This is a genomic window from Promicromonospora sp. NPDC060204 (assembly GCF_042728455.1).
In the GTDB taxonomy this organism is placed as follows: Bacteria; Actinomycetota; Actinomycetes; order Actinomycetales; family Cellulomonadaceae; genus Promicromonospora.
In genome coordinates, this window is sequence record NZ_JBHWZO010000068.1 from 1 (window position 1) to 23,663 (window position 23,663).

The window sequence follows — 23,663 nt, forward strand, 5'->3', positions numbered from 1 at the left end:
GTCGGCCCCTGTCCCGCCCCTGTGGGGCGTGCACCGGGCCTGACCAGCGGCTGTGGCGCGTTGAGTATGCCCGATCGTCTCCCCGGGCCTCGTGCCGGCGCCGTCAGGCGCGCAGCTCCCGGTACTTCGCGATCAGCGCCGCCGTCGACGGGTCCTGCGCCGCGAGCGCGGCCTCGTCGCCCGCGACCGCCGGGGCGATCTCCAGCGCGAGCTTCTTGCCGAGCTCGACGCCCCACTGGTCGAACGAGTCGATGCCCCACACCACGCCCTGCACGAACGTGATGTGCTCGTAGAGCGCGACGAGCTGCCCCAGCACGGCAGGGGTCAGCGCGGGCGCCAGGATCGACGTCGTAGGCCGGTTGCCGCTGAACACCTTGGCCGAGACCAGGTCCTCCGCGACGCCCTCGGCCCGCACCTCGTCCGCCGTCTTGCCGAACGCGAGCGCCTTGGTCTGCGCGAAGAAGTTCGCGAGGAACAGGCCGTGCACGTCGGCCCCGGCCGCGACGGCGCCGCCGTCGCCCACGGCGTCGGTCAGCGGGTAGGCGGGGTTGGCCACGGCGATGAAGTCGGCCGGGATGAGCCGCGTGCCCTGGTGGATGAGCTGGTAGAACGCGTGCTGGCCGTTGGTGCCGGGCTCGCCCCAGAAGACCTCGCCGGTCTCGGTGGTGACGGGCGTGCCGTCCCAGCGCACGGACTTGCCGTTGGACTCCATGGTGAGCTGCTGCAGGTACGCCGGGAACCGGTGGAGCTGCTGCGCGTACGGCAGGACGGCGTGCGTGTGCGCGTCGCGGAAGTTCACGTACCAGACGTTCAGCAGGCCCATCAGGGCGGGCACGTTGCGCTCGAACGGCGTGGTGCGGAAGTGCTCGTCCATGGCGTGGAAGCCGCCGAGGAAGTCGGCGAACGCGTCGGGCCCGATCGCCACGGCGAGCGAGGTGCCGATGGCCGAGTCCACGGAGTAGCGGCCGCCCACCCAGTCCCAGAACCCGAACGCGTTGGCGGGGTCGATGCCGAACGCCTCGACCTTGTCCAGGGCGGTGGACACCGCGACGAAGTGCTTCGCGACGGCGTCGGCACGCCCGTCCTCGGAGTCCTCGATGGCGCCGGCGGCGACCAGCGAGCGCCACAGCCAGTCGCGCGCGAGGCGGGCATTGGTGAGGGTCTCCAGCGTGCCGAAGGTCTTGGAGGCGACGATGAACAGCGTGGTCGTCGGGTCCAGGTCAGCGGTCTTCTGCGCGACGTCGGTGGGGTCGATGTTCGAGACGAACCGGACCTCCAGGCCGTCCTGGACGTACGGCTCCAGGGCCTCGTAGGCCATGACGGGGCCGAGGTCGGAGCCGCCGATGCCGATGTTCACGATGGTGCGCACGGCCTCGCCGGTGACACCGGTCCACTCCCCGGAGCGCACCTTCTCGGCGAACGCGTAGACCTTGGCGAGCTCGTCGGCCACGTCGGCGGTGACGTCCTGGCCGTCGACGGTCAGGTCCTCGTCCGACGGGCGGCGCAGCGCGGTGTGCAGCACGGCGCGGTCCTCGGTGATGTTGATGTGCTGCCCGGAGAACATGGCGTCGCGGTGCTCCGCGAGGCCCACCTCCTCCGCGAGGGCGAGGAGGGCGGCGAGCACGTCGTCCGTGACCAGGTTCTTCGACAGGTCGACGTGCAGGTCGGCGGCCTGGTGGCTCAGGCGCCCGGCGCGGGCCGGGTCCTCGGCGAACCAGCCGCGCAGGTCGGGCCGGAGGTTCTTGGAGAGCTCGGTGAGCGAGCCCCAGGCGTTGGTGGTGGTGGCGTCGACAGGCACACGGGCCGGCTCTGAGGTCATGACTCAACCGTAGTGCGGAGAGCCCTGGCCGCAGCCTCGGCCAGTGTCTGATCCGTCACCTCGTACCCGGCGTCGCCCCCGCCGCCGGGGCCGCCGGCGTCGGTCACGGTGCGCTTCGCGGACAGGTGGACGGCGTCCACGCCCACGCCGAGCAGGGCCGGGACGTCCGCGGCGGTGACGCCGCCCCCGGCCATGATCTCGATGCCGAGCTCGGCACTGCGCTCGACCAGGGCCGCGAGGCGGTCCAGGCCCTCGGCCGCGCGGGCCGCGCCGCCGGAGGTCAGGACGCGCGCGACGCCCAGCTCGGACAGCGTGTCGAGAGCCGCGATCGGGTCGGCGACCACGTCGATCGCCCGGTGGAACGTCACCTCGGCGTCGTCGGCGGCGGCCACCAGGCTGCGCATCCGCGCCACGTCCACGGTGCCGGACGGCGTCAGCGCGCCCAGCACGACGCCGTCCGCGCCGGCGTCGACCGACAGGACGACCTCGCGGAGCATCAGGTCGTGCTCGGCGGCCGAGTAGACGAACCCGCCCGGCCGGGGCCGGACCAGGACGTGCACCTCCAGGATCGGCGCGCTGTCCGACGACGGGACCACCGCCGCGGCGTCGATCACCGCCTCGATCAGCGCGGCGCTGGGCGTGATGCCGCCGGTGGCGCCGAGCGCGGAGCAGAGCTCGACGCGCCGGGCACCGACGTCGGCAGCGATCACCGCCCCGGCCGGGTCCTGGACAGCGAGCTCGAGCGCGACACGTTGGGGCACGTGCGCCAGCGTAGTCGTGCGCGGGGCGGCCGTTCGCCCGCCGTGACGGGGACCGAGTCGGTAGGGTCCCATGGCATGGCCATCGATCCCAGTGCGATCCTCCAGGGTCGCGCCCCCGGGCGTGCCCCTGTCGGAGTGATCGTCGGGATCGTCTTCGCCTCGGTCTGCCTGCTGTTCGTGCTCGCGTTCGACGCGGTCACGGGCGGGGCGTCGTTCGTCGTCGGGCTGCTGCTCGCACTGCTGCCCGTCGCGGTGTGGCTGCCGCTGGTGCTCGCGCTGGACCGCCTGGAGCCCGAGCCGCCGAACGCCCTGATCTTCGCGTTCCTGTGGGGCGCGGGCGTGGCGGCTCTGTTCGCGAGCATCCTGAACACGCTCGGGCTGTCGCTGCTCACCGAGACGGAGCTGACGGGCGAGGAGGACGGCTGGTACCTGGTGGCGACGTTCGGCGCGCCCGTGGTCGAGGAGCTGCTCAAGGGCGCCGTCCTGTTCGGCATGCTGTGGTGGCGGCGGCAGGAGCTGAACGGTGCCACCGACGGCGTCATCTACGCCGCGATGGTGGGGCTCGGCTTCGCCGCGACGGAGAACGTCCAGTACTTCATCGACGCCCTCGACTCCGACCAGCTCGGCTACGTGTTCGTGCTGCGGGCCGTGGTCTCGCCGCTGCTGCACCCGCTGTGCACGGCGATGACGGGGATCGGTGTCGCGGTCGCGGCCCTGGCCGGGCCGGGCCGGCTGCGCCGGACGGCGCCGCTGTGGGGCCTGCTAGGCGCGATCGCCCTCCACAGCCTGTGGAACGGCTCCACGAAGTTCGGCCTGGTCGGCCTGGCGGGGGCGTACCTCGTGGGGTTCGTCGTGCTGATCGTGCTGATCGTGATCCTGGCCCGCGACCGGCGGCGGATCGTCCAGCTCATCGAGCACTACCTGCCGCTGTACGGGCCGGTCGGCATCATCACCCCCGACGACCTGCGCATGCTGTCCAGCCTGCCCGGCCGCCGCGCGGCCCGGCGCTGGGCCCGGTCGGCGGGCGGGCGCCCGGCCGAGCGGGCCATGACCGACTACCAGCAGGCCGCGACCGAGCTCGCGCTGCTGCACCAGCGGGCCGGCGCCCAGCGCGACCTGGACCCGCACGGCCTGGAGCAGCAGCGGCAGTACCTCGTGTGGATGATGCAGCAGGCGCGGGCCGCGTTCGTCGCGCGGCTGCCGCGCCCGCCGGCGTCACCGTGGGGCGCGACGGGCTTCGGCCCGCCGCGTCGGGGCTGACGCGCCCGTCAGAGCGCGATCCGCTCGACGCCGGTGGTCACCTCGTCGAGCACGTCCGGCACCGGGGTCACCCCGAGGCCCGGCCCCGTGGGAACTGCGATGTGGCCGGCGTCCAGCACGAACGGCTCCGTGATGTCGCGCGCGTAGAACCGGCCCGAGGCCGAGATGTCGCCCGGCAGCGTGAAGCCGGGCAGGGCGGCGAGCGCCGCGTTGGCAGCCCGCCCGATGCCGGTCTCCAGCATGCCGCCGCACCAGACGGCCACGCCGTGCGCGACCGCGAGGTCGTGGATGCGCCGCGCCTCGAGGTACCCGCCCACCCGGCCGGGCTTGATGTTGATGATCGAGCAGGCGCCCAGCGTGATGGCCGCGGCCGCCGTCTGGGCGGACACGATCGACTCGTCGAGGCAGACCGGTGTGCTGATGCGCCGCGCCAGCTCGGCGTGCCCGAGCACGTCCTCCTCCTCCAGGGGCTGCTCGATGAGCAGCAGGTCGAACGGGTCGAGCCGCGCCAGGTGCCGCGCGTCGCGCAGCGTGTACGCCGTGTTGGCGTCGACCTGGAGCGGTACGTCGTCGCCGAACCGCTCCCGGACGGCCCGCACGGGCTCGACGTCCCAGCCGGGCTCGATCTTCAGCTTGATCCGCACGTACCCCTCGGCGAGGTAGCCGTCGACGACGTCGAGCAGCTGCGGGATCGAGTCCTGGATGCCGACCGACACCCCGCTCGGCACCCGGTCCACGACGCTGCCCAGCTCGCGGGACAGCGGCCGGCCGGCAGCGCGCAGCTCGGCGTCGAGCACTGCCATCTCGAGCGCGGCCTTGGCCATGCGGTGCCCCTTGACCGGCGCGAGCGCCTGGCCGACGTCGACGGCGGAACGGATCCCCGCGCCGTCCCGGTACGCGCCGAGCGCCGGGATCAGGAACCTGCGCAGCACGTCGGCGCACGCGTCCACGTACTCGGAGGAGTACAGCGGGTCGTCGCCCGCCACGCACTCGCCCCAGCCCTCGCCGTCGTCCGTCTCGACGCGCAGCAGGAGCAGGTCACGCTCGAGCTGCGTGCTGAACGACGTACGGAACGGTGCCACGAGCGGGAGCCGGACGCGCCGCAGCTCGATGCTCCGGACGGTCAGGTCGTTGGTGGTCATGCGGTCCCCTTGTCGGTCGGCGGAACGGTCGGCGGGTCGGCCGGGTCGGCCGGGTCAGCCGGGTCGGCCGGGACGGCCGGGTCGGCCGGGACGCGCACCAGGTAGCCGCCGGGCCCGAACCCGACGACGGACCCGCTGCCGGACAGGGGTGGCAGCAGGCCCTCACGGACCGCCACGCGCCAGCGGCGGGCAGCGGCGGGGTCGGTGGAGCGCAGCGTCTCGATGTCGGCCGGCACGGGCACCCTGACCAGCCGGCCGGGCCCGGCGTCCCCGGCGTCCCCGGCCTCCTCGGCCTCCACCGACGACGGGCCGTCGCCGGAGCAGGCCGCGACCACGCGCGGGTCGCGGAGGTCCCAGCGCACCAGGATCCGGTCGGACTCGTCGCCCCGGTTGATCGCGTCGGGCATGGCACCGTAGAAGCTCGGCAGGTACTCGACCGCTCGCGCCGCGAGCTTCACGAGGTTGAGGTGCGCGTTCCGCGCGACGAGCGGGTCGTACGTCCAGGTGATCGCGTCCGCGCCCTGCTGGAGCACCCAGGCCCGCTGGTGCAGCTTGAGCGCGAACCCGATCCCGCGGCCCACGGAGCCGGCGGACACACCGGCGACGTGACTGTGCAGGGCACGCTCCTCGGGCGCATGGAAGAACCCGACGCACGCGCCGACCATCCGGTCGCCCACGTACGCGGCGGCCACGTAGTTGGTCGTCTTCGCCAGCACCCGGAGCAGCTCGGCGGGAACGGGCGAGCTGCCCCAGACCTCCGTCCACAGCCGCTCGGCGGCGGTGTGCCCCGCCATGTCGTCGACCATCCGGATCTCGACGCCCGCGGCGCGCGCGGCGGCGTCGGCCGCGCGGACGGCTTCCGCCACGACCGGGTCGGTGCCGACCGGGTCGGTCGCGCCCGGGTCGACCCCGCCGGACCGGCCGGTCATCGGCCCGCCGCCGCGTCGGCGCCCGCATCGGATCCCGGGTCGGCGCCCGCGCCCGCGACCAGGTCCACGACCAGCGCCCGCAGCAGCGCGGTGCGGTCGGCGATCCGGTCCACGAGCACGTGCTCGTCGTCGGCGTGCGCGCCGCCGCCCACGGCGCCGAGCCCGTCGAGGGTGGGCGTGCCCACGCCCGCGGTGAAGTTGCCGTCGGACGCCCCGCCCACGGCCACGCCGGTGAGCGCCGGCAGCCCGGCCTCCTCGGCGAGGCGGGCGGCCCGCGCGAACAGGTCCGCGGACAGCTCCCGTTCCAGCGGCGGCCGGTTGATCCCGCCTTCGATCTCCAGCGCGGCGCCGGCCAGCACGGGTTCCAGCGCCCGCAGGGCGGCGTCGACCCGCTCCTGCTCGGCGACCGTCCGCGCGCGGACGTCCACCGCGACCGACGCCTCGGCCGGGACGGTGTTGCGCGTGGTGCCCCCGGCGACGACGGTCGGCACCACCGTCGTGCCGAGCGCCGGGTCGCCCAGGGCTGCGATCGCGAGCACCTGGTGCGCCAGCTCGACCGCGGCGTTCACGCCCTTCTCGGGCTCCAGCCCCGCGTGGGCGGCGCGGCCCTTGACCAGCACGCGGTAGATCGAGGTGCCCTTGCGCTCCAGCTTGAGCGCGCCGCCGTCGGCGGAGGCCTCCAGCACGAGGGCGGCCGCCGCCCCGCGCGCCTCGTCCTCGATCAGGGCCTGGGACGACGGCGAGCCGAGCTCCTCGTCGCCCGTCACCAGCAGCGTGACGCCGGTGCGGTCCTCCAGGGACGCCAGCACGTGCAGCGCCATGGCCAGGCCGGTCTTCATGTCGAAGCAGCCGGGGCCGCGCAGCACGCCGTCCGCGATGCCGAACGGGTGCGTGCGCAGCGAGCCCAGCGGCCACACCGTGTCGTGGTGCGCGAGCACCAGCACGCGCGTGGGGCCGCCGAGCCGCCACCGCAGGTGGATGCCGAGCCGTTCGGGCGGGGCGCCGAGGTGCGCCGTGCCGAGCCGGGCCACCAGGTCGGCGGACCGGGCCAGCGCGGCCGCGTCCTCCGACGGCGACTCGCACTCGACCAGCGTCCGCAGGTCCTCGATCAGCGCGTCGGTGTCCGCTCGGGCGGCAGTCTCGTTCAAGGGCATGAGGGCACGGTAGCCGCCCCTCGGCCCGGACCCCCAGGATCAGAGCGAGAGCAGCCGGAGCACCAGGGCCGCCGCCGACAGCACCATCAGGGCACCCGTCGGGCCCACACCGGCCCAGTCCTTGGCACGGACGTGCGTCACGACGGCGCCGAGGAAGTACAGGACGAAGCACCCGGTGGCGGCGATGCCGATCGGCGCCCACCAGATCCCGGCGAGCGTGCCGAGCGCTCCGGCGACGAGCAGCGAGCCGAGCACGGGGATCAGCCGGCGGGGCACACCGAGCTTGGTGGTGAGCGGCTCGACTACCTGCGGGTTGCCCGTCAGCTTGCCGTACCCGCTGAACGCGGTGGCCAGGATCAGGAGCGACGAGACGATGACAGAAGCGACGAACACGGGTCCTCCGGGGACGACGGCCGGGTGGTGCCCGGCGCGACCAGGGCATCCGTCCGGATGCCTCCCGCATCGTCCGGTACCCGGCGGGCCTTGCCAAGGGCCGGGTTAGCGACTAACCATTGGTAAGTGACTTCTGAGACGACCGCCGACCGCAGGGTGTCCGAGGACGAGTGCGGGCTCTTCCAGCGCACCCTCGAACGCGCGGGACGGCGCTGGTCGGGGGCGATCCTCTACGCGGGGGTCGCCGGCGCACGGCGCTTCGTCGAGTACCGCCGCTACGTGCGCGGCATCTCCGACCGGGTCCTGACCCAGCGGCTGCGGGAGCTCGAACGGCAGGGGTTCATCACGCGCGAGGTGGTGCCGACCATGCCGGTGCAGATCCTGTACACGCCCACCCCGGCGGGGGCCGAGCTCGTCGCCGCGCTGCGGCCCCTCGCCGAGTGGGGAGCCCGGCACCCGTCCGTCCTCGACCAGGAGGACGACCACTAGGCCCTGCGCAGGCCCAGCGCGATGACGGCGCCCACCACCACGTGCTCGGTCACCAGGAGCGCCACCGACGCCGGCGTCGTGCCCGAGGCGGCGCCCAGGAGCGACACCAGCAGGGCCACGCCGCAGAGCACGAGCCACGCGACCTCGCCGCCACCCTTCGCGATGCGTCCGACGACGGCCCGCGCACCCCAGCCGGCGAACCCGGCCACGAGCGCGGCGGCCAGGGCGGCCACGACGGTGACGGGCTGGACGCTCGCCCCCGTCTGCGCCGCGGGGTCGACGCCGAACGCCGTACCGATCAGCCACACCAGGACAGCGGCCGCCGCGGCGGCGAACGGCACCGCCCAGGCGGGCCAGGGACTGCGGGTCACCAGGTTCTCGGCCATGACGTCTCCTCACTCCGTGGCACGTCCGTCGTGCCTGGTCACAGCCTTCTCGACCGGGGCGACCGCGACATCAGTCCGTGGTACCGAACCGGGTCACCCTTCGGTAGCGGCACCCCAGACCTTGGTCGGTGTCCGGCGCCGCGCCCCGTGCGTAGTGTCACCGCCATGACAGGCGAACCGCAGGACTGCGAGCCCGGGGGCGTCGAGCCGGCACGCACCAGGGCCGGGCGCACCGAGCCGGGGCGCCCTCCGCGGCGCGCGGTGGTGGTGGCCATGCTGCTGCTCGGCACGCTGACCCTCGCGACGGTGCTGTCCCGCGCTCCCGGCGGACCCGAGGCGCTCCCCCTGCAGCTCCTGGACCTGGCGGTCGCGGTCGTCTCCCTGGCCCTGCTGCCGCTGATGTGGGCCCGCCGGTCGGTCCCCCTGGCCCTCACGCTGGCCGCGCTCGCGGTGCTCTCGCCCGGCGCGACGCCGGCGGCGACGTCGGCGGTGCTGCAGATCGCCCGGTGGTCGCCGCTGCGCACGGCGGTCCTCGTGGCCGCGGCGAGCACTGCCGCGCACGCGGTGCAGGGGCTGTGGCGGCCGCCGTCGTTCCCCCTGGGCTGGTGGCTCCTGTGCGACGTCGCCGTCCACGCCGCGCTGCTCGGCTGGGGCGCCTACCTGCAGGCGCGCGCCCAGCTCCTCGCCGACCTCCGGGCCCGCGCCCGCCGCGCCGAGGCCGACCGCGAGCAGGCGCTGGAGACCGCCCGGTCCGGGGAGCGCAACCGGATCGCCGCCGAGATGCACGACGCCCTCGGGCACCGGCTGTCCCTGCTGGCCGCCACGGCGGGCGCCGTCGAGTACCGCCCGGACGCTCCCCCCGAGCAGCTCGCCGCCGCGGCGGGGCGGGTACGCACCGGCGCCGCCGAGGCCCTGGAGGACCTGCGGCAGCTCGTCCGGCTGCTGCGCGGCGGGTCGGACCGGCTGGCCCCGCCGCCCACGCTCCTCGACCTCCCCGGGCTCGTGGACGCGGCCCGGTCGGTGGGCGCCGCCGTCACGCTCGACCGGCCCGACGAGCGGACGGCCGCCGGACCGCGTGACGCCGAACCGTCCCCCGCCGTCGCCATCGCCGCCTACCGCGTGGTCCAGGAGGGCCTGACCAACGCCCGCCGGCACGCGCCGGGCGCGGCCGTCCGGGTCACGGTGACCACGCGTGCGGACGAGGTCCAGGTCGTCGTGGCCGACGACGGTCCCGAGCGCACCCCCGACAGCGCACCCGGGACCGGCCTGGTCGGCCTGCGCGAACGGGTGGAGCTGCTGGGCGGCACGCTCGACGCAGGCCGCTCACCTGCTGGTTTTACCCTGGAGGCGCGGATACCGTGGGCCTGATGGAGACCCGCCTCGTGATCGTCGACGACGACGCCCTGGTCCGTGCGGGCCTGCGCCTCATGCTCGACGGCGCCGAGGGCATCCGCGTGGTCGGCGAGGCCGCCGACGGCGGGGACGTGGCCGGGGTGCTCGACGCCCACCCGGCCGACGTCGTGCTCATGGACCTGCGCATGCCGGGCGTCGACGGGATCGAGGCCACCCGCCGGGTGCGGGGCCGGCCCTCGCCGCCCGCCGTCGTCGTGCTCACGACCTTCGACACCGACACCGAGGTGGTGGGCGCGCTGCGCGCCGGGGCCGCCGGCTACCTGCTCAAGGACATGCCGCCCGCGCGGATCGCCGCGGCGGTCCGCGCCGCGGCCGACGGCGAGCCCGTGCTCGCGCCGGACATCGCCCGCCGCCTGATGGAGACGGTCGCCGCCGGGGGCGGCGAGGCGCGGGACGCGCGGAGCGCCCTGGACCGGCTCACGAGCCGGGAGCGCGACGTCGCCGTCGAGATCGGGCGCGGCTCGTCCAACGCGGAGATCGGACGGCGGCTCTACCTCAGCGTCCCGACCGTGAAGGCGCACGTCTCGAGCGTGCTGGTGAAGCTCGGCGTGGAGAACCGCACCCAGGTGGCGCTGCTCGTCCAGCAGGCCGGCGCGGCCTGAGGCCGCGCTAGGCGCGCAGCCCCAGGAACTCCGCCACGCGGTCCGACGCTGGCGCGGTGCGCAGCTCCTCCGGGGCGGCCACCTGGAGCAGGCGGCCCCGGTCCATGACCCCGACCCGGTCGGCCACCGCGGAGGCCTCGGCGTGGTCGTGCGTCACGAACACGGCGGTCGTCCCGGTCTCGACGAGCGCTACCCGCACCTCGCCGGCCAGCCGTTCGCGGAGCTGCCGGTCGAGCGCGGACAGCGGCTCGTCCAGCAGCAGCAGGCGCGGCCGCGGGGCCAGGGCGCGCGCGAGGGCGACCCGCTGCTGCTCACCGCCGGACAGCGTGGGGACCGCCCGCTGCTCGTACCCGGCGAGCCCCACGAGCTCCAGCAGCTCGGTGACCCGCGCGTCCCGCTCCTGGCGGGTGAGCGGCAGCGTCTCCAGGCCGTAGGCCACGTTGCGCCGCACGTCCCGGTGCGGAAAGAGCTGGCCGTCCTGGAACATCAGCCCGAACCGGCGCCGGTGCACCGGCAGGCGGCCGACGTCGGCGCCGTCGTACAGCACCTGCCCGCCCGCCAGCGGCTCCAGCCCGGCCACGGCGCGCAGCAGGGAGGACTTGCCGCACCCGCTCGGACCGAGCAGCGCCAGCACCTCGCCGGGCGCCACGGTCAGCGAGACGTCGTCCACCGCCGTCACGCCCGCCGTACCGGTCCCGTACCGCACCGAGACGTCCCGGATCTCCAGCCCCGCCATCACAACTCTCCTCCCGCGCGGTCGTCACGCAGTCGCTCCGCCACCATCATGACGGTCGCGGTCAGCGCGGCGAGCACCACGGACGCCGCGAGCGCCATCCCGTAGTTCTCGGCCCCGGGCCGCCCGATGAGGCGGTAGATCACGACCGGCAGGGTGGCGCCGTCGGGCCGCGCGAGGAACGACGTCGCGCCGAACTCGCCGAGCGAGACCGCGAACGCAAACCCGGTGGCCAGCCCGACCGACCGCAGGGCGATCGGCAGGTCAACGGTGCGCAGCACGCGCCCCGGCCCGGAGCCGAGCACCGCGGCGACCTCCCGCAGCCGGGGGTCGATCGCCCGGAGCACCGGCAGCACGGTGCGCACGACGAGCGGTACGGCGACGACGGCCTGCGCCACCGGCACGAGCAGCCCGGAGGTGCGCAGGTCCACGCCGAGCACGGGCTGGTCCATGGTGATGAGAAAACCGAACCCGACGGTCACGGCGGAGACGCCCAGCGGCAGCATGAACAGGCCGTCGAGCGTGCCGATGGCGCGGCGCGCGCCCACGGAACGGGGCCGCCGGGACACGACGAGCGCCACGAGACCGCCTACGACCAGGGCGATCAGGGTGGCGGACAGCGCGATCCGCAGCGACGTCGCGGTGGCCTCCCACACGGTGACGACGAGCGCGTTCCGCTCGCCGGTGGTGCCGAGCGCCAGGTAGTTCCCCGGGCCCCACGACCCGTCCGGCTCCCGGAACGAGCGGACGACCAGACCGGCGAGCGGCAGGGCGATGAGCACCGCGACGATCGCGGTGCCCGCGAGCGCCGCGCCCACGTCGGCGGGCGTTCGCCAGGACAGGGAGCGTGCCGAACGCCGCGCGGAGACGAGGTGCAGCGCGGCCTCGCGCCGCCGGCGGGCGCGCGCGGACACGGCCAGGGCGGCGCTGATCACCACGAGCTGCAGGACCGACAGCACGGAGGCCGACCGCAGGTCCAGGAACTGCGTGGTGCGGGTCCAGATCTCGGTCTCGATGGTGCCGTACCGCACGCCGCCGAGCACGAGCACCACCCCGAACGCCGTGGCGCAGAACAGGAACACCACCGACGCCGCCGAGGTGATCGCGGGCGCGAGCGACGGCAGCGTGACGGTCCGGAACACGCGGGCCGGACCGGCACCCAGCGACGCGGCGGCCTCCTCGGCCCGGGGGTCGAGCCGCTCCCAGAGCCCGCCCACGGTGCGCACCACCACGGACACGTTGAAGAACACGAGCGCGACGACGATCCCGGCGAGCGACTCCTCCAGCCCGAGGAACCCGAGCGCCCCGCTCGGCGCGAACAGCGCGCGGAACGCGACGCCGACCACCACGGCGGGCAGCACGAACGGCACGGTCACCAGCCCGCGCGCGAGGCTGCGCCCGGGGAACGACCGCCGGTACAGGAGGTAGGCGAGCGGCAGGCCGAGCAGCACGGAGAACGCCGTGCCGAGCACCGCCTGGGTGAGGGTGAGCCCCACGAGCCGCCACGTGCGCGGGCGGGTCAGCACCTCGACGAACCCGGTGAGGTCGAGCGCGCCGTCGGGCACGAAGCCGCGGACCACGAGCGCCGCCACCGGCCACGCAAAGAAGACCGCGAGAAAGCCGAGGGGGACGGCGACCGCCAACCCCCAGAGCAGGGGCGCGGGCCGGAGGCCGTGCCCGCTGCTCCGGGTCGGGCCCAGGCTCACGCTCCGCCTTTGGTGGGCTGAGCCTGCGGCTCCACTCCGGGCGGGTGCCTCGTTCCTCGGCCCCCACCCTGCGTTGCGCCTCCGGCTCAGCCCACGACGGTCTCGGTCCACCGTTCGATCCACTCGTCGCGGTGCTCGCTCACGTCGGCCGGGTCCACCTCGAACGGGGCGTCGGCCTGGGGCGCGAACTTCTGCCAGTCGGCGGGCAGCTCCACGGCCGCGTCGGCCGGGTACATGTACATCGACTCGGGCAGGGCGGCCTGGACGTCGTGCGTGAGCAGGAAGTCCACCAGCGCCCGTGCGCCCTCCGGGTTGTCCGACCCCGTGAGCACGCCCGCGTACTCGACCTGCCGGAAGCAGGTCTCCGGCAGCGCGCTGGTGGTCGACTCCGAGCCGTCCTCGCTCACCGTGAACGCCGGCGACGTCGCGTAGGAGAGCGCGAGCGGCCGCTCGCCGCCCTCGCCCGCCCCGGAGAAGTCGACGTAGTACGCGTCCTCCCACGAGTCGGCGACCTTGACGCCGTTGTCCACGAGCGACGCCCAGTAGTCCTCGAACCCGTCCTCGCCGAACGCCCCGATCGTCGCCAGCAGGAACGCGAGCCCCGGGGACGACGTCGCCGGGTTGGTCACCACGAGCAGGTCCTTGTACTGCGGGTCGGCGAGGTCCTCCAGCGTCGTCGGCACGTCGAGGCCGGACTCCTCGAACCAGGCCTCGTCGGCGTTCACGCAGACGTCGCCCTGGTCGACGGGCGTGAGCGCTCCGCCGAGCTGCTCGGCACCCTCCGGGAGGTCCGCGGGCGTGTACTCCTCGACCACGCCGGCCTCCAGCGCGCGGGAGGCGAACGTGTTGTCGATGCCGAACACGGCGTCGCCGAGCGGGGCGTCCTTGGTCAGCACGAGCTGGTTCACCAGCGTGCCCGCGTCGCCCGCGGCGCTGACCTCGACCGTCGTGCCGGACTCCTGCTCGAACTGGTCGATCAGCTTCTCGTCGAGCGCCCAGGAGTCGTGGGTCACCAGGGTGACGGTCCCCGGGTCACCGGTGCCGGACGCGTCGTCGCCGGAGCCGGAGCCGCCGGAGCACCCGGCGAGCAGCAGGGCCACGGACAGCGCGGCCGCAGCAGCAGGGATGGTGCCCCCGTGGGCACCGGAAAGACGCAACATCGTGCCTCCGACTTCCTCCGCCGGTGTCAACCGGATCAGGTTCAAGGGTCTGCGGCTCTCCGCACTCTCAGCGCCATCGGGGCGCTCCCCTGTCGTTTCCATGCAGCCTAGTCGGCCGTCGAGGGCTACGGTGTAGAGATGGCCCAGATTGAGACGGAACAGACACTCGGTGAGAAGGTCGGCACCCTTGCCCTGACGATCGCGGCCGGCTGGGTCGCCCAGAAGGCCGTCAGCATGATCTGGAAGGGCGTGACCGGAAACGACGCGCCCAACAAGCCCGACGACCCGGAGCTGGACCTGCTGCAGGCGACCGTGTTCGCGGCCGTCGCCGCCGGCACCGCGGTCTTCGCCAAGCGCCTCGCCGCCAAGGGCGCGCACCGCGCCGCCGTGCGGATCGCCGCACGGCGCAGCACCGTGTGAGGGCATGACACCCTGGTGCCGTGAGCTTCACGCACCTCGATGACCGCGGCCAGGCCCGCATGGTCGACGTCACCGCCAAGCAGCCGACCGTCCGCTCGGCGACCGCCTCGGGCCTCGTCCGTTGCGCCCCCGCCGTCGTCCAGGCGTTGCGCGACGGCGCCGTGCCCAAGGGCGACGTGCTCGCGGTGGCCCGCGTCGCAGGAATCGCCGCGGCGAAGAAGACGCCCGACCTGCTGCCGCTGGCTCACGTGATCGGCGTGCACGGCGCGGCGGTGGACCTGGAGGTGACGGACGACGGCGTCGTCGTCACCGCGACCGTCCGCACGGCCGACCGCACCGGCGTCGAGATGGAGGCGCTCACCGCCGTCGCGGTCGCCGGCCTCGCCGTGATCGACATGGTGAAGGGCCTGGACAAGTCGGTCTCGCTCGCCGACGTGCGGCTGGAGCGCAAGACGGGCGGCAAGTCGGGCGACTGGGTGCGCGAGGCCTGATCGCGGTCCGCCGACTCGCCGGCGCCCGGACTTCACGGGGACGACGGCGCGCCCTCGGTCGGCGCGATCCACACGTCGTCGCCCACCGCTATCCCGCGCGCGTGCGTCCTGGTCAGGGTGATCAGCACGGCCTCGTCCTGGTCGGTGCGGACGGTGAGCCGCACCTCGAACCCGACGCGGAGCACCCGGGTGACCACGCCCGCCGTCGTCCCAGGCGTGCCCGGGGCGCGCGCCACGTCGATGTCGTGCGGCCGGATCAGGCTGCCGCCGAGCCGGGTGACCGGGCCCAGGAAGCCCATCACGAAGTCGTTGGCGGGCTTGTCGTACAGCTCCTCCGGGGAGCCGATCTGCTCGATGCGCCCCTCGTTGATCACGACGATCTCGTCGGCAACCTCGAGCGCCTCCTCCTGGTCGTGGGTGACGAAGACCGTGGTGACGTTGACCTCGTCGTGCAGCCGCCGCAGCCAGTCGCGCAGCTCCTTGCGCACCTTGGCGTCCAGCGCTCCGAACGGCTCGTCCAGGAGCAGCACCGTGGGCTGGATCGCCAACGCCCGCGCGAGCGCCATCCGCTGGCGCTGGCCGCCCGAGAGCTGGGACGGCAACCGGTGCGCGAACTGCGACAGGTGCACCAGGTCGAGCAGCTCGGCGACCCGGGCCTGGGTCTCGGCCCGAGAGCGGCCGCGCACCTCCAGCCCGAACGCGACGTTCCGCGCCACGGACAGATGCTTGAACGGCGCGTAGTGCTGGAACACGAAGCCCACGTTGCGCTTCTGGACCGGCAGGTCGGTGGCCTCGACGCCCTCGATCACCACCGATCCGCCGTCCGCGTCCTCCAGCCCCGCGATGATCCGCAGCAGCGTGGTCTTTCCGCCGCCGCTGGGTCCCAGCAGCGCGGTGAGCCCGCCGGTGGGGATGGTCAGGTCGATGTCCGCGAGGGCGACGAAGTCGCCGTACCGCTTGCTGACACCCGACACTTCGATGCTCATGTGCTGCTGCTCTCCAGGTTCATCGCCGCGAGCCGACGGCTCGCAGCACGAAGACGATGACGATGGCCAGGACCGAGACGCTCGCCAGGAGGAACGCGATGGCGTAGGCCGCCTCCTGGTCGAAGTTCAGGTACCGCTCCTCGACCGCCAGCGTCGCCGTCCGGGTCTGGCCCAGCACGTTGCCGGACACCACCTTGACCGCGCCGAACTCGCCCAGGGACCGGGCCAGCGTGAGGACCACGCCATAGATCAGGGCCCACTTGATGCTGGGCAGGGTGATCCGCCAGAACGTCTGCCAGGTGCTCGCGCCCAGGCTGGCAGCGGCTTCCTCCTGCTCGGTCCCGATCTCCCGGAGCACCGGGACGACCTCGCGCACGACCAGCGGCAACGACACGAAGGCCGTGGCCAGCACGATCCCCGGCAGCGCGAAGACCACCGTCAGCCCCCAGCTCTCCAGCGCCGGACCGAACCACCCGTTCCGCCCGCCGTACACGAGCACCAGCGCCAGTCCCACCACGACCGGCGACACGGACAGCGGCAGGTCCAGCAGCGCACTCAGTGCGCGCTTGCCGGGAAACTCGGCCCGCACCAGCAGCAGCGAGACGCTCACCCCGAACAGGGTGTTCAGCACCGTCGCGGCGAGGGCGGCCACCACGGTGAGCTGGAGCGCGGCCACGGTACCCGGGTCGGCGAACACCCGGTTCAGCGCGTCCATGCCGTTGGCGAACGTGTTGGTGACCACCAGTGCCACCGGCCAGACGACCAGCAGGGAGAGATAGGCGATGACCACGATCCGCAGCAGGTAGGTGACCGGGCCCGGGCGGTCCCTGCGGCGCTCAGCCACGGCGGGCCACCCTCCGTTGCACGACGTCCAGCACCACGATGACGGCCAGCGAGATCAGGAGCAGCACCGACGCGATCGCCGCCGCGCCGGCCGCGTTGTCGTTCTCGATGGCACTCAGGATGCGCACCGACGTCACCTCCGACTCGAAGGGCAGGTTCCCGCTGAGCAGCACCAGGGACCCGTACTCGCCCATGGCCCGGGCGAAGGAGAGTGCCGCGCCCGACGCGATCGCGGGGGCCAGGCTGGGCAGGATCACCCGGCGAAAGACGACGGCCCGGCTCGCCCCGAGCGACGCGGCCGCCTCCTCCGTCTCCGCGTCGATCTCCTCGAGCACGGGCTGCACCATCCGCACCACGAAGGGCAGCGTAACGAAGGCGAAGGCGAGGTACACCGACCACTCGGTGTTGGCCAGGTGCAGCCCCAGCGGGCTCTCCGTGCCGTACAGCGACAGCAGCACGAGGCCCGCCACGATGGTCGGCAGCGCGAACGGCACGTCGATCACCAGTTCCAGGAGGCCTTTGCCCCAGAACCGGTCACGCACCAGCACCCAGGCGATCACGGTGCCGATCACCACGTTCACCAGGGTCACGACGGTCGATGCCGTCACCGTGAGCCGGATCGCGGCAGCGGTCTGCTCGTTCGTGAGCTGTCGCCAGAACTCGTCCCAGCCCCCGGACGTCGCGGCCACCAGCACCGCCGACAGGGGGATCAGCACCAGCAGGCTGAACCACAGCATGGTCACGCCGAGCCCGATACCGGAGAGCCGGGTGAGGTTGTTGGGCAGCGCCCGGTGGCTCTGGGCCACCGGGCGCTGACTCGCGACGCTCATGCGCTACTCCGAAGCCTTCCCGGACTTCTCGATCGACTCGGTGACGATGCCCAGCGGGGCCCCGTCCTTGCCGTCCCCGAACAGCTTGTCCTTGACACCGTCCCAGCCGGGTCCGCCGAAGTCGTTCTCCAGCGTGAGCAGGTGGTGGACGGCGGGGAACGGGTCTGCGGGGTCCGGCGCGCCCTTGATGTCGCCCGGCTCGATGCCGAGCGCGTCGAAGTCCACCTCACCCGGAGCGTCCGGGTTCACCGGTCGGAAGCCCGTCAGGGCGAACTGCTTCTGCCCCTCCGGCCCGCGCACGAAGTCGATCCATGCCTGGCTCGGTGCCGAGGCGTCGTTGAGGATGGCCCCCGGGTTCTCGATGAGGAGCGTGGTCTCCGGGATCACGTACTCGAAGCCCTGCCCGCTCTGCGAGGCCAGGATCGCCTCGTTCTCGTAGGCGAGGAGCACGTCGCCGGTACCACCCAGGAACGCGGTCGTGGCATCGCGGCCGCTGTTGGTCAGCGTGACCACGTTGGCGAACAGCTTGTCGAGGTACTCGGTCGCCTCCTCCTCGCTGCCACCGTTCTGCGTGACGTGGCCCCAGGCGGCGAGCGCGTTCCAGCGTGCCGAGCCCGACGACGCCGGGTTGGGGGTCACGATCTCAACGCCGGGCTTGATGAGGTCGTCCCAGTCCTGGATGTCCTTCGGGTTTCCGTCACGAACCCCGAGCACCACGATCGAGGTGGACACGATGCCCTTGTCGGGGCCGTCGTCCCAGGTCTCGTCCACCAGGCCGGCGTCGACCAGGCGGTCGACGTCCGATGCCACCGAGAGGTGCACATAGTCGGCGGGCAGACCGTCCGCGACCGCGCGGCTCTGGTCTCCGGACGCGCCGTACGACGTCGTGAACGTGACGCCCTCGCCCTCGGGCGTCTTCGCGAACTCCTCGGCGATTGCCTTGTTCGCGGTCTCGGGCACTGCGAAACCGACGATGCTGATCGACTCCGCATCGGTGCTCCCCGCCGAGGACGAGCACCCGGCCAGCGCCAGCAGCGAGACGACCGAGGCCGCAGCGGCGGCTCTGATTGAAGGTCGCACGTGCGCACCTTCCTTCCGTCGAGGGGGAACAGCCAATTCCAAGTATTCCCATCGCCCTGGTCGGGTATGGGCCAACTGGGGCGGGACGCTACGGCGTTTTGCCAGAGTATGTCAATCAGACCGATCGGAGATATCCATAGGTTGGACGATCGCGGGTGAAACGGGCCTCGTAGGCGCTTTTGAGACGGCAGTCCGGCGCTCTGCGGGACGGCTAATCTGGCGGGGTGATCACCGTCCGCTACTTCGCCGGCGCCCGGGAGGCAGCCGGGCTCGCCACCGAACAGCTCGGCGGCCCGACGTCGGTAGCCGCCCTCCGCGGTGCGCTCACGATCGCGCACCCGGGCCTGGACGCCGTGCTGCCGAAGTGCGTGCTGCTGGTGGCGGGCGCCCGGACGACCTCGGCCGAGGCGCAGATCCCGGACGGCGTCACGGTAGACGTCCTCCCGCCCTTCGCGGGCGGCTGACCCCCTTGGTCAGTGGTCGCCGCCAGTCAGCTGGGAACGGACGTGCGGCCAGAGGGTGAGCACCACATGGAGGCCGTCGCGCACGCCGCCGGACGACCCAGGCAGGTTGACGACGAGAGCGCGTGTACCGTCCGCGGCCCGCGCCACGCCCGCCAGGCCCCGGGAGAGAGCGGCCGTGGCTACGCCGGCCGCGATGCCCTGCTGGCGCACCGACTCGCTGATCCCCGGGATCTCGTAGTCCAGCACCGCGCGCGTGCCCTCCGGCGTGAGGTCGCGCGGGGTGATCCCCGTGCCGCCGGTGGTGATCACCAGCCGGGCGCCGTCGTCGATCACGGACTGCAGCACATCTCGGACCGACTCGACACCGTCGGGCACCACACGGGTGCGCACGTCGGTGAGGCCGGCCTGCTCCAGCAGCGACACCGCCGTCGGGCCGGACCGGTCCTCGGCCTCACCGCGTGCACAACGGTCGGAGACGGTGATCACCGCTACCCGGTCGGACGTCATGCCGACACGCTATCGGCCTCCGGCTCCTCGGACGCGACGACGGCCTCGGCGGCCTTGTCCTGACGGTAGGCGCGCACGGACCAGATCACGGCGGCGGCCCAGCCGAGCCAGATCACCACGTACACGGCGCTCTTCGTGCCGTCAGGCGCGGAGATCCAGTCGCTGTTGAGCAGGGTGCGCGAGTTGGTGAGCACGATGACACCACCCACGAGCGAGCCCAGGATGCGCGGCGGCACCAGGCGCACCAGCCAGGCCGCGATCGGCGCCGCGATCAGGCCACCGATGAGCAGGGCGAGCACCCAGGCGAAGTCGATGCCCTCGCCGCTGAGGCCGACGAAGAAGCCGAGACTGGCCGCGATCGCCACGAAGAACTCGCTGGTGTCGATCGATCCGATCACCTTGCGCGGCTCCATCCGGCCGCTCGCCAGGATCGCGGGTGTGCCCACGGGACCCCAGCCGCCACCGCCGGTGGCGTCCATGAACCCGGCCACCAGGCCGAGCGGGGTGAGGAAGCGACGGCGCAGCGGCTTGTCCGAGCGGGTCGGCAGCCCCTGCACCGTGAAGCGGAGCAGCACGTAGAGGCCGAGCACCAGCAGGATCACCGACATGACCGGCGCGGCGACCTCGGTCGAGAGCGAGGACAGGAACGTGGCGCCCGCGAACGCGCCGATCGCACCAGGAATGCCGATGCGTGCCACGACCTTCCAGTCCACGTTGCCGAAGCGCCAGTGCGCGGCACCCGATGCGAGCGTGGTGCCGATCTCGGCGAGGTGCACGGTTGCCGACGCCGCGGCGGGGTTGGTGCCGATGGCCAGCAGCAACGTGGTGGAGGTGACGCCATAGGCCATGCCCAGACTGCCGTCCACCAGCTGCGCGCCGAGACCGACGAGCGCCAGCAGGATCAGGGTTCTCATGGGTGTGGTCTTCCAGGTCCGGGAGAAGTGTGCACAGGCGCGCCAGGAACGGCCCGCGCCAGAGTAGTCATCTCATCCGGTCGGAAACAACAAGCATCCCAGAGGTCGGGATAGGTGCGGACGCCGGAGCGCCCGGTACTCCTCGGGCTCTCAGGAGTTCGACCAGGCAGAGTCGCCCTCGGTCAGCGCGCGTACCTCGTCCGGCAGCGCGCCGCTCACCAGGTCGGCGAGCGACACGGCTTCCAGCACCGCGCGCACGTTGGCCCGCAGCGCCACCCACACGTGCAGCAGCGGCGCGGCCGCCCCCTGGAACTCCAGGTCGGACGGCCGGTTGCCGCGGACGAAGACGAGCGGTCCGTCCACGGCACGCACGACGTCGGCGATGGTGATCGAGTCGGCGGACCGGGCGAGGCGGTACCCACCGCCGGCCCCGCGGTGGCTGGTGACGAGCCCGTCGCGACGCAGGTCGCTCAGGATCCCCTCCAGGAAGCGGTGCGGGATGTCCTGCGCCCGGGCCAGGGCCTCGGCGCGGACGGGCCCGTCGTGGTCGGCGGCCGCCAGCTCGGCGGCGGCACGGACGGCGTAGTCGGCTCGTGCGGAGATCCTCATGACCCCATTGTCTCCCGCCCGCCGCGCCGACACGCACGACGCCCCGGACGCGCCCGGCCCGCGCGCCGTCGTCAGGCCAGGATCTGGCCCGCCTTCTGGGCCGACGCCGCGAACGATCCCGTCAGCGGGAGCTCCGGCAGGATCACCGCCTGGGCGGCGTGGTAGACGTCGGGCTTGCCCACCCAGGTGAGCCCGGACGGGCGGTTCTCGGTGTCGAGCTCGTGGTGCCACGACCCGTGCTCGGCGTCGACCAGGTGCTCGCGGATCCAGGCCCACCACTCGCGCTCCAGCTCGGCGTACCGCGCGTCCCCGGTGACGCGCGCCAGCACGTTCGCCGTGGCGGCACCCTCGGCCGCGACCCAGTGGAAGCGCCGGGGCTCGACGGGCGTGCCGGCCCAGTCCGTCGTGTAGACGAAGCCGCCCCCGCCCTCGCCGTCCCAGCCGTCCGTCACCGCACGGTCGAAGAGCGCGGCTGCGGCCGCGGTCCGCTGTCCGGGTGTGCCTGCCTCGGCGTCGATCTGCAGCAGCAGGCGGGCCCACTCGAGCCCGTGCCCTGGCGTGGCGCCGTACGGCTTGAACTGGTCGCGCGGCCGGTCCGCGTTGTACTCGAGGAGCAGGTTCCAGTCCGCGTCGAAGTGCTCGGGGATCCGCCAGTCGTTGCCCTCGGCCCAGGCGATGACCTGGTCGCCGATCGCCGACGCGCGCTCGAGCCAGAGCGCGTCCCCGGTCGCGGCGTGCGCCGCGAGCAGTGCCTCGACCGAGTGCATGTTCGCGTTCACGCCCCGGTACTCCGACGTCGACGTCCAGTCGCGTGACCGCTCGTCCAGGTGCAGGTTCCGCTCGGGCTCCCAGAACCGCGCGTCGAGCACGGCGAGGGCCTCGGTGAGCAGCTCGGACGCGCCGGCGATGCCGGCCACCTTGCCGGTCGACGCCGCGAGCACCACGAACGCGTGCGCGTAGGCCTCCTTCTTGCCGACCAGCTCCTCACCCTCACCACGGGCGGCCAGCCACCCGCCGAACTCGGCGTCGGCCAGCACCTCACGCAGCCCGGTGAGAGCACGCGTCGCGTACTCCTCCGCTCCGCTCACGCCGAGCAGGTGCCCGACGGCGAAGCTGTGCGCCATGCGCGCGGTGATCCACGTCTCGACGGGGTGGGAGGCGTCCGGGCGGCCCTCGTCGTCGAGCCAGCACGCGGCGCCGTCCGAGCGGATCGAGGCCTCGGCGAAACGCAGCAGCGAGACGAAGTGGTCGCGGCGCCACGCCGCGTCGGCGCTGCTTGCGGGCTGGGTGCTGGTGGAGCCCGCGGCAGTGCGGGTGGTGTCTGCGTTCACACCGCCACGATAGCCGCGGCCGCTGTACGGCCGGCAACTTGCCTGAGTGCCGGACTGCCGGCCTCGGCGGGCGTGTGCTGCCTGGAAATGCAGAAAGGGGGTGGGGTGTCTCCGACCATCTCTGGTCGGGCACCCCACCCCCTTTGCTGGGAATGGTTGTCCGGCGGCGTCCTACTCTCCCACCCCGTCACCAGGGCAGTACCATCGGCGCTGTGGGGCTAAGCTTCCGGGTTCGGAATGGGACCGGGCGTTTCCCCCACGCTATGACCACCGTAACACTTTCGAGAACCAGGCAACCCCACACACCCAACACCCCGCCGGCAACAAAGCCAGTGGTGTTGGAAGGGGTTGGTGCCCGTGACTCGGGAACCGCATAGTGGACGCGTAGCAATCATCAAACTCGTTTTTAAAACCGTGAGTGTGGTTGTGAAGTTATCGGCAGGTTAGTACCGGTCAGCTCCACAGGTCTTCAGTCCCTGCTTCCACATCCGGCCTATCAACCCAGTGGTCTGCTGGGTGCCTCTCACACACAAGGTGTATGGAAACCTCATCTCGAAGCAGGCTTCCCGCTTAGATGCTTTCAGCGGTTATCCCTTCCGAACGTAGCCAACCAGCCATGCTCCTGGCGGAACAACTGGCACACCAGAGGTTCGTCCGTCCCGGTCCTCTCGTACTAGGGACAGCCCTTCTCAAGTTTCCTACGCGCGCAGCGGATAGGGACCGAACTGTCTCACGACGTTCTAAACCCAGCTCGCGTACCGCTTTAATGGGCGAACAGCCCAACCCTTGGGACCTACTCCAGCCCCAGGATGCGACGAGCCGACATCGAGGTGCCAAACCATGCCGTCGATATGGACTCTTGGGCAAGATCAGCCTGTTATCCCCGGGGTACCTTTTATCCGTTGAGCGACGGCGCTTCCACAAGCCACCGCCGGATCACTAGTCCCGACTTTCGTCCCTGCTCGACCCGTCGGTCTCACAGTCAAGCTCCCTTGTGCACTTACACTCAACACCTGATTACCAACCAGGCTGAGGGAACCTTTGGGCGCCTCCGTTACCCTTTAGGAGGCAACCGCCCCAGTTAAACTACCCATCAGACACTGTCCCTGATCCGGATCACGGACCCAGGTTAGACATCCAGCACGACCAGAGTGGTATTTCAACGACGACTCCACCCACTGGCGTGCGTGCTTCACAGTCTCCCACCTATCCTACACAAGCCGAACCGAACACCAATACCA

General features: G+C 72.7%; 25 protein-coding genes, 2 rRNA genes and 1 riboswitch (1 of these 28 running past the window's edge). Of the genes, 7 read left to right on the forward strand and 20 right to left on the reverse strand.

Annotation, left to right across the window (positions count from 1 at the left end):
• Positions 1-103: 103 nt before the first annotated feature.
• Positions 104-1,819, reverse strand: coding sequence for a glucose-6-phosphate isomerase (gene pgi, locus ACFWEJ_RS11115; RefSeq protein WP_377229266.1), 1,716 nt, complete (start codon positions 1,817-1,819; stop codon positions 104-106).
• Complete coding sequence (locus ACFWEJ_RS11120) at positions 1,816-2,580, reverse strand: copper homeostasis protein CutC (protein WP_377229267.1); 765 nt, start codon at positions 2,578-2,580, stop codon at positions 1,816-1,818. The genes pgi and ACFWEJ_RS11120 overlap by 4 nt, the downstream gene beginning before the upstream one ends.
• 75 nt (positions 2,581-2,655) lie before the next feature.
• Here ACFWEJ_RS11120 and ACFWEJ_RS11125 point away from each other — a divergent pair, with 75 nt between their 5' ends.
• Positions 2,656-3,840, forward strand: coding sequence for a PrsW family intramembrane metalloprotease (locus ACFWEJ_RS11125; protein ID WP_377229268.1), 1,185 nt, complete (start codon positions 2,656-2,658; stop codon positions 3,838-3,840).
• An 8-nt stretch (positions 3,841-3,848) separates the two neighbouring features.
• On the opposite strand, the gene menC is transcribed toward ACFWEJ_RS11125, so the two are convergent.
• From menC to ACFWEJ_RS11145, 4 genes are read right to left on the reverse strand one after another with little or no spacing between them, the layout of a single operon-like run.
• A complete protein-coding gene (menC, locus tag ACFWEJ_RS11130; protein ID WP_377229269.1) occupies positions 3,849-4,982 on the reverse strand; it encodes an o-succinylbenzoate synthase in 1,134 nt (377 codons plus the stop codon).
• Entirely contained in the window at positions 4,979-5,911 is a 933-nt protein-coding gene (locus ACFWEJ_RS11135) for a GNAT family N-acetyltransferase (RefSeq protein ID WP_377229270.1), read from the reverse strand. Before ACFWEJ_RS11135 ends, menC begins: the two co-directional genes overlap by 4 nt.
• Positions 5,908-7,065 carry a M20 family metallopeptidase gene (locus ACFWEJ_RS11140; protein ID WP_377229271.1) on the reverse strand — a complete coding sequence of 386 codons (1,158 nt, stop codon included), beginning with the start codon at positions 7,063-7,065 and terminating at the stop codon, positions 5,908-5,910. Before ACFWEJ_RS11140 ends, ACFWEJ_RS11135 begins: the two co-directional genes overlap by 4 nt.
• A 39-nt stretch (positions 7,066-7,104) precedes the next feature.
• Positions 7,105-7,458 carry a DoxX family protein gene (locus tag ACFWEJ_RS11145; RefSeq protein ID WP_377229272.1) on the reverse strand — a complete coding sequence of 118 codons (354 nt, stop codon included), beginning with the start codon at positions 7,456-7,458 and terminating at the stop codon, positions 7,105-7,107.
• Between the two features lie 126 nt (positions 7,459-7,584).
• Between ACFWEJ_RS11145 and ACFWEJ_RS11150 the strand changes: the two genes are divergently transcribed.
• Positions 7,585-7,947: a winged helix-turn-helix transcriptional regulator gene (locus tag ACFWEJ_RS11150; RefSeq protein WP_377229273.1), complete on the forward strand. Its 363-nt coding sequence runs from the start codon at positions 7,585-7,587 to the stop codon at positions 7,945-7,947.
• On the opposite strand, the gene ACFWEJ_RS11155 is transcribed toward ACFWEJ_RS11150, so the two are convergent.
• Positions 7,944-8,333 carry a DUF6069 family protein gene (locus ACFWEJ_RS11155; RefSeq protein WP_377229274.1) on the reverse strand — a complete coding sequence of 130 codons (390 nt, stop codon included), beginning with the start codon at positions 8,331-8,333 and terminating at the stop codon, positions 7,944-7,946. The two genes, ACFWEJ_RS11150 and ACFWEJ_RS11155, sit on opposite strands and share 4 nt — an antisense overlap.
• Positions 8,334-8,498: 165 nt before the next feature.
• Here ACFWEJ_RS11155 and ACFWEJ_RS11160 point away from each other — a divergent pair, with 165 nt between their 5' ends.
• Both ACFWEJ_RS11160 and ACFWEJ_RS11165 read left to right on the forward strand, forming a co-directional pair.
• Positions 8,499-9,701, forward strand: coding sequence for a sensor histidine kinase (locus ACFWEJ_RS11160; RefSeq protein ID WP_377229275.1), 1,203 nt, complete (start codon positions 8,499-8,501; stop codon positions 9,699-9,701).
• Complete coding sequence (locus ACFWEJ_RS11165) at positions 9,701-10,348, forward strand: response regulator (protein ID WP_377229276.1); 648 nt, start codon at positions 9,701-9,703, stop codon at positions 10,346-10,348. The genes ACFWEJ_RS11160 and ACFWEJ_RS11165 overlap by 1 nt, the downstream gene beginning before the upstream one ends.
• A 7-nt stretch (positions 10,349-10,355) precedes the next feature.
• Here the strand turns inward: ACFWEJ_RS11165 and ACFWEJ_RS11170 are convergent, their stop codons facing one another.
• From ACFWEJ_RS11170 to ACFWEJ_RS11180, 3 genes are all read right to left on the reverse strand, one after another.
• Complete coding sequence (locus ACFWEJ_RS11170) at positions 10,356-11,084, reverse strand: ABC transporter ATP-binding protein (protein ID WP_377229277.1); 729 nt, start codon at positions 11,082-11,084, stop codon at positions 10,356-10,358.
• Positions 11,084-12,787: an ABC transporter permease gene (locus ACFWEJ_RS11175; protein WP_377229278.1), complete on the reverse strand. Its 1,704-nt coding sequence runs from the start codon at positions 12,785-12,787 to the stop codon at positions 11,084-11,086. Before ACFWEJ_RS11175 ends, ACFWEJ_RS11170 begins: the two co-directional genes overlap by 1 nt.
• Positions 12,788-12,873: 86 nt before the next feature.
• Positions 12,874-13,947: a thiamine ABC transporter substrate binding subunit gene (locus tag ACFWEJ_RS11180; RefSeq protein ID WP_377229279.1), complete on the reverse strand. Its 1,074-nt coding sequence runs from the start codon at positions 13,945-13,947 to the stop codon at positions 12,874-12,876.
• A riboswitch (TPP riboswitch) is annotated at positions 13,943-14,048 on the reverse strand. It overlaps the preceding gene by 5 nt.
• A 37-nt stretch (positions 14,049-14,085) precedes the next feature.
• On the opposite strand from ACFWEJ_RS11180, the gene ACFWEJ_RS11185 reads away from it, so the two are divergent.
• Positions 14,086-14,367, forward strand: a complete 282-nt coding sequence (locus tag ACFWEJ_RS11185; RefSeq protein ID WP_377229280.1) for a DUF4235 domain-containing protein — start codon at positions 14,086-14,088, stop codon at positions 14,365-14,367.
• A gap of 20 nt (positions 14,368-14,387) precedes the next feature.
• A complete protein-coding gene (gene moaC, locus ACFWEJ_RS11190; protein WP_377229281.1) occupies positions 14,388-14,858 on the forward strand; it encodes a cyclic pyranopterin monophosphate synthase MoaC in 471 nt (156 codons plus the stop codon).
• A 32-nt stretch (positions 14,859-14,890) separates the two neighbouring features.
• Here the strand turns inward: moaC and ACFWEJ_RS11195 are convergent, their stop codons facing one another.
• Genes ACFWEJ_RS11195 through ACFWEJ_RS11210 form a run of 4 tightly spaced genes read right to left on the reverse strand, consistent with a single transcriptional unit; the run spans position 14,891 to position 18,597 of the window.
• Positions 14,891-15,844 (reverse strand): sulfate/molybdate ABC transporter ATP-binding protein, encoded by a 954-nt coding sequence (locus ACFWEJ_RS11195; protein ID WP_377229282.1) that lies wholly within the window; start codon positions 15,842-15,844, stop codon positions 14,891-14,893.
• Positions 15,845-15,863: 19 nt separating this feature from the next.
• Positions 15,864-16,688, reverse strand: a complete 825-nt coding sequence (locus tag ACFWEJ_RS11200; RefSeq protein ID WP_377229283.1) for a sulfate ABC transporter permease — start codon at positions 16,686-16,688, stop codon at positions 15,864-15,866.
• Positions 16,681-17,517 (reverse strand): sulfate ABC transporter permease subunit CysT, encoded by an 837-nt coding sequence (gene cysT, locus ACFWEJ_RS11205; RefSeq protein ID WP_377229284.1) that lies wholly within the window; start codon positions 17,515-17,517, stop codon positions 16,681-16,683. Before cysT ends, ACFWEJ_RS11200 begins: the two co-directional genes overlap by 8 nt.
• A 3-nt stretch (positions 17,518-17,520) precedes the next feature.
• Positions 17,521-18,597: a sulfate ABC transporter substrate-binding protein gene (locus ACFWEJ_RS11210; protein WP_377229285.1), complete on the reverse strand. Its 1,077-nt coding sequence runs from the start codon at positions 18,595-18,597 to the stop codon at positions 17,521-17,523.
• 224 nt (positions 18,598-18,821) lie between these two features.
• On the opposite strand from ACFWEJ_RS11210, the gene ACFWEJ_RS11215 reads away from it, so the two are divergent.
• Positions 18,822-19,061 (forward strand): MoaD/ThiS family protein, encoded by a 240-nt coding sequence (locus ACFWEJ_RS11215; protein WP_377229286.1) that lies wholly within the window; start codon positions 18,822-18,824, stop codon positions 19,059-19,061.
• A 9-nt stretch (positions 19,062-19,070) separates the two neighbouring features.
• Here the strand turns inward: ACFWEJ_RS11215 and ACFWEJ_RS11220 are convergent, their stop codons facing one another.
• The 6 genes from ACFWEJ_RS11220 to ACFWEJ_RS11245 form a co-directional block, all read right to left on the reverse strand.
• Positions 19,071-19,568, reverse strand: coding sequence for a molybdenum cofactor biosynthesis protein B (locus ACFWEJ_RS11220; protein WP_377229287.1), 498 nt, complete (start codon positions 19,566-19,568; stop codon positions 19,071-19,073).
• The gene (locus ACFWEJ_RS11225) at positions 19,565-20,482 is read right to left on the reverse strand and encodes a sulfite exporter TauE/SafE family protein (RefSeq protein ID WP_377229288.1); all 918 of its coding nucleotides are present in this window, start codon (positions 20,480-20,482) and stop codon (positions 19,565-19,567) included. The genes ACFWEJ_RS11220 and ACFWEJ_RS11225 overlap by 4 nt, the downstream gene beginning before the upstream one ends.
• 150 nt (positions 20,483-20,632) lie before the next feature.
• On the reverse strand, positions 20,633-21,091 hold the full coding sequence (locus ACFWEJ_RS11230) for an RrF2 family transcriptional regulator (protein ID WP_377229289.1): 459 nt from the start codon (positions 21,089-21,091) through the stop codon (positions 20,633-20,635).
• Positions 21,092-21,162: 71 nt separating this feature from the next.
• Positions 21,163-22,422: an AGE family epimerase/isomerase gene (locus ACFWEJ_RS11235; RefSeq protein ID WP_377229290.1), complete on the reverse strand. Its 1,260-nt coding sequence runs from the start codon at positions 22,420-22,422 to the stop codon at positions 21,163-21,165.
• A gap of 158 nt (positions 22,423-22,580) precedes the next feature.
• A 5S ribosomal RNA gene (rrf, locus tag ACFWEJ_RS11240) occupies positions 22,581-22,697 on the reverse strand.
• 148 nt (positions 22,698-22,845) lie between these two features.
• Positions 22,846-23,663: ribosomal RNA gene (locus ACFWEJ_RS11245) — 23S ribosomal RNA — on the reverse strand; its annotated part runs 2,251 nt beyond the window's last position; the annotation flags it as partial.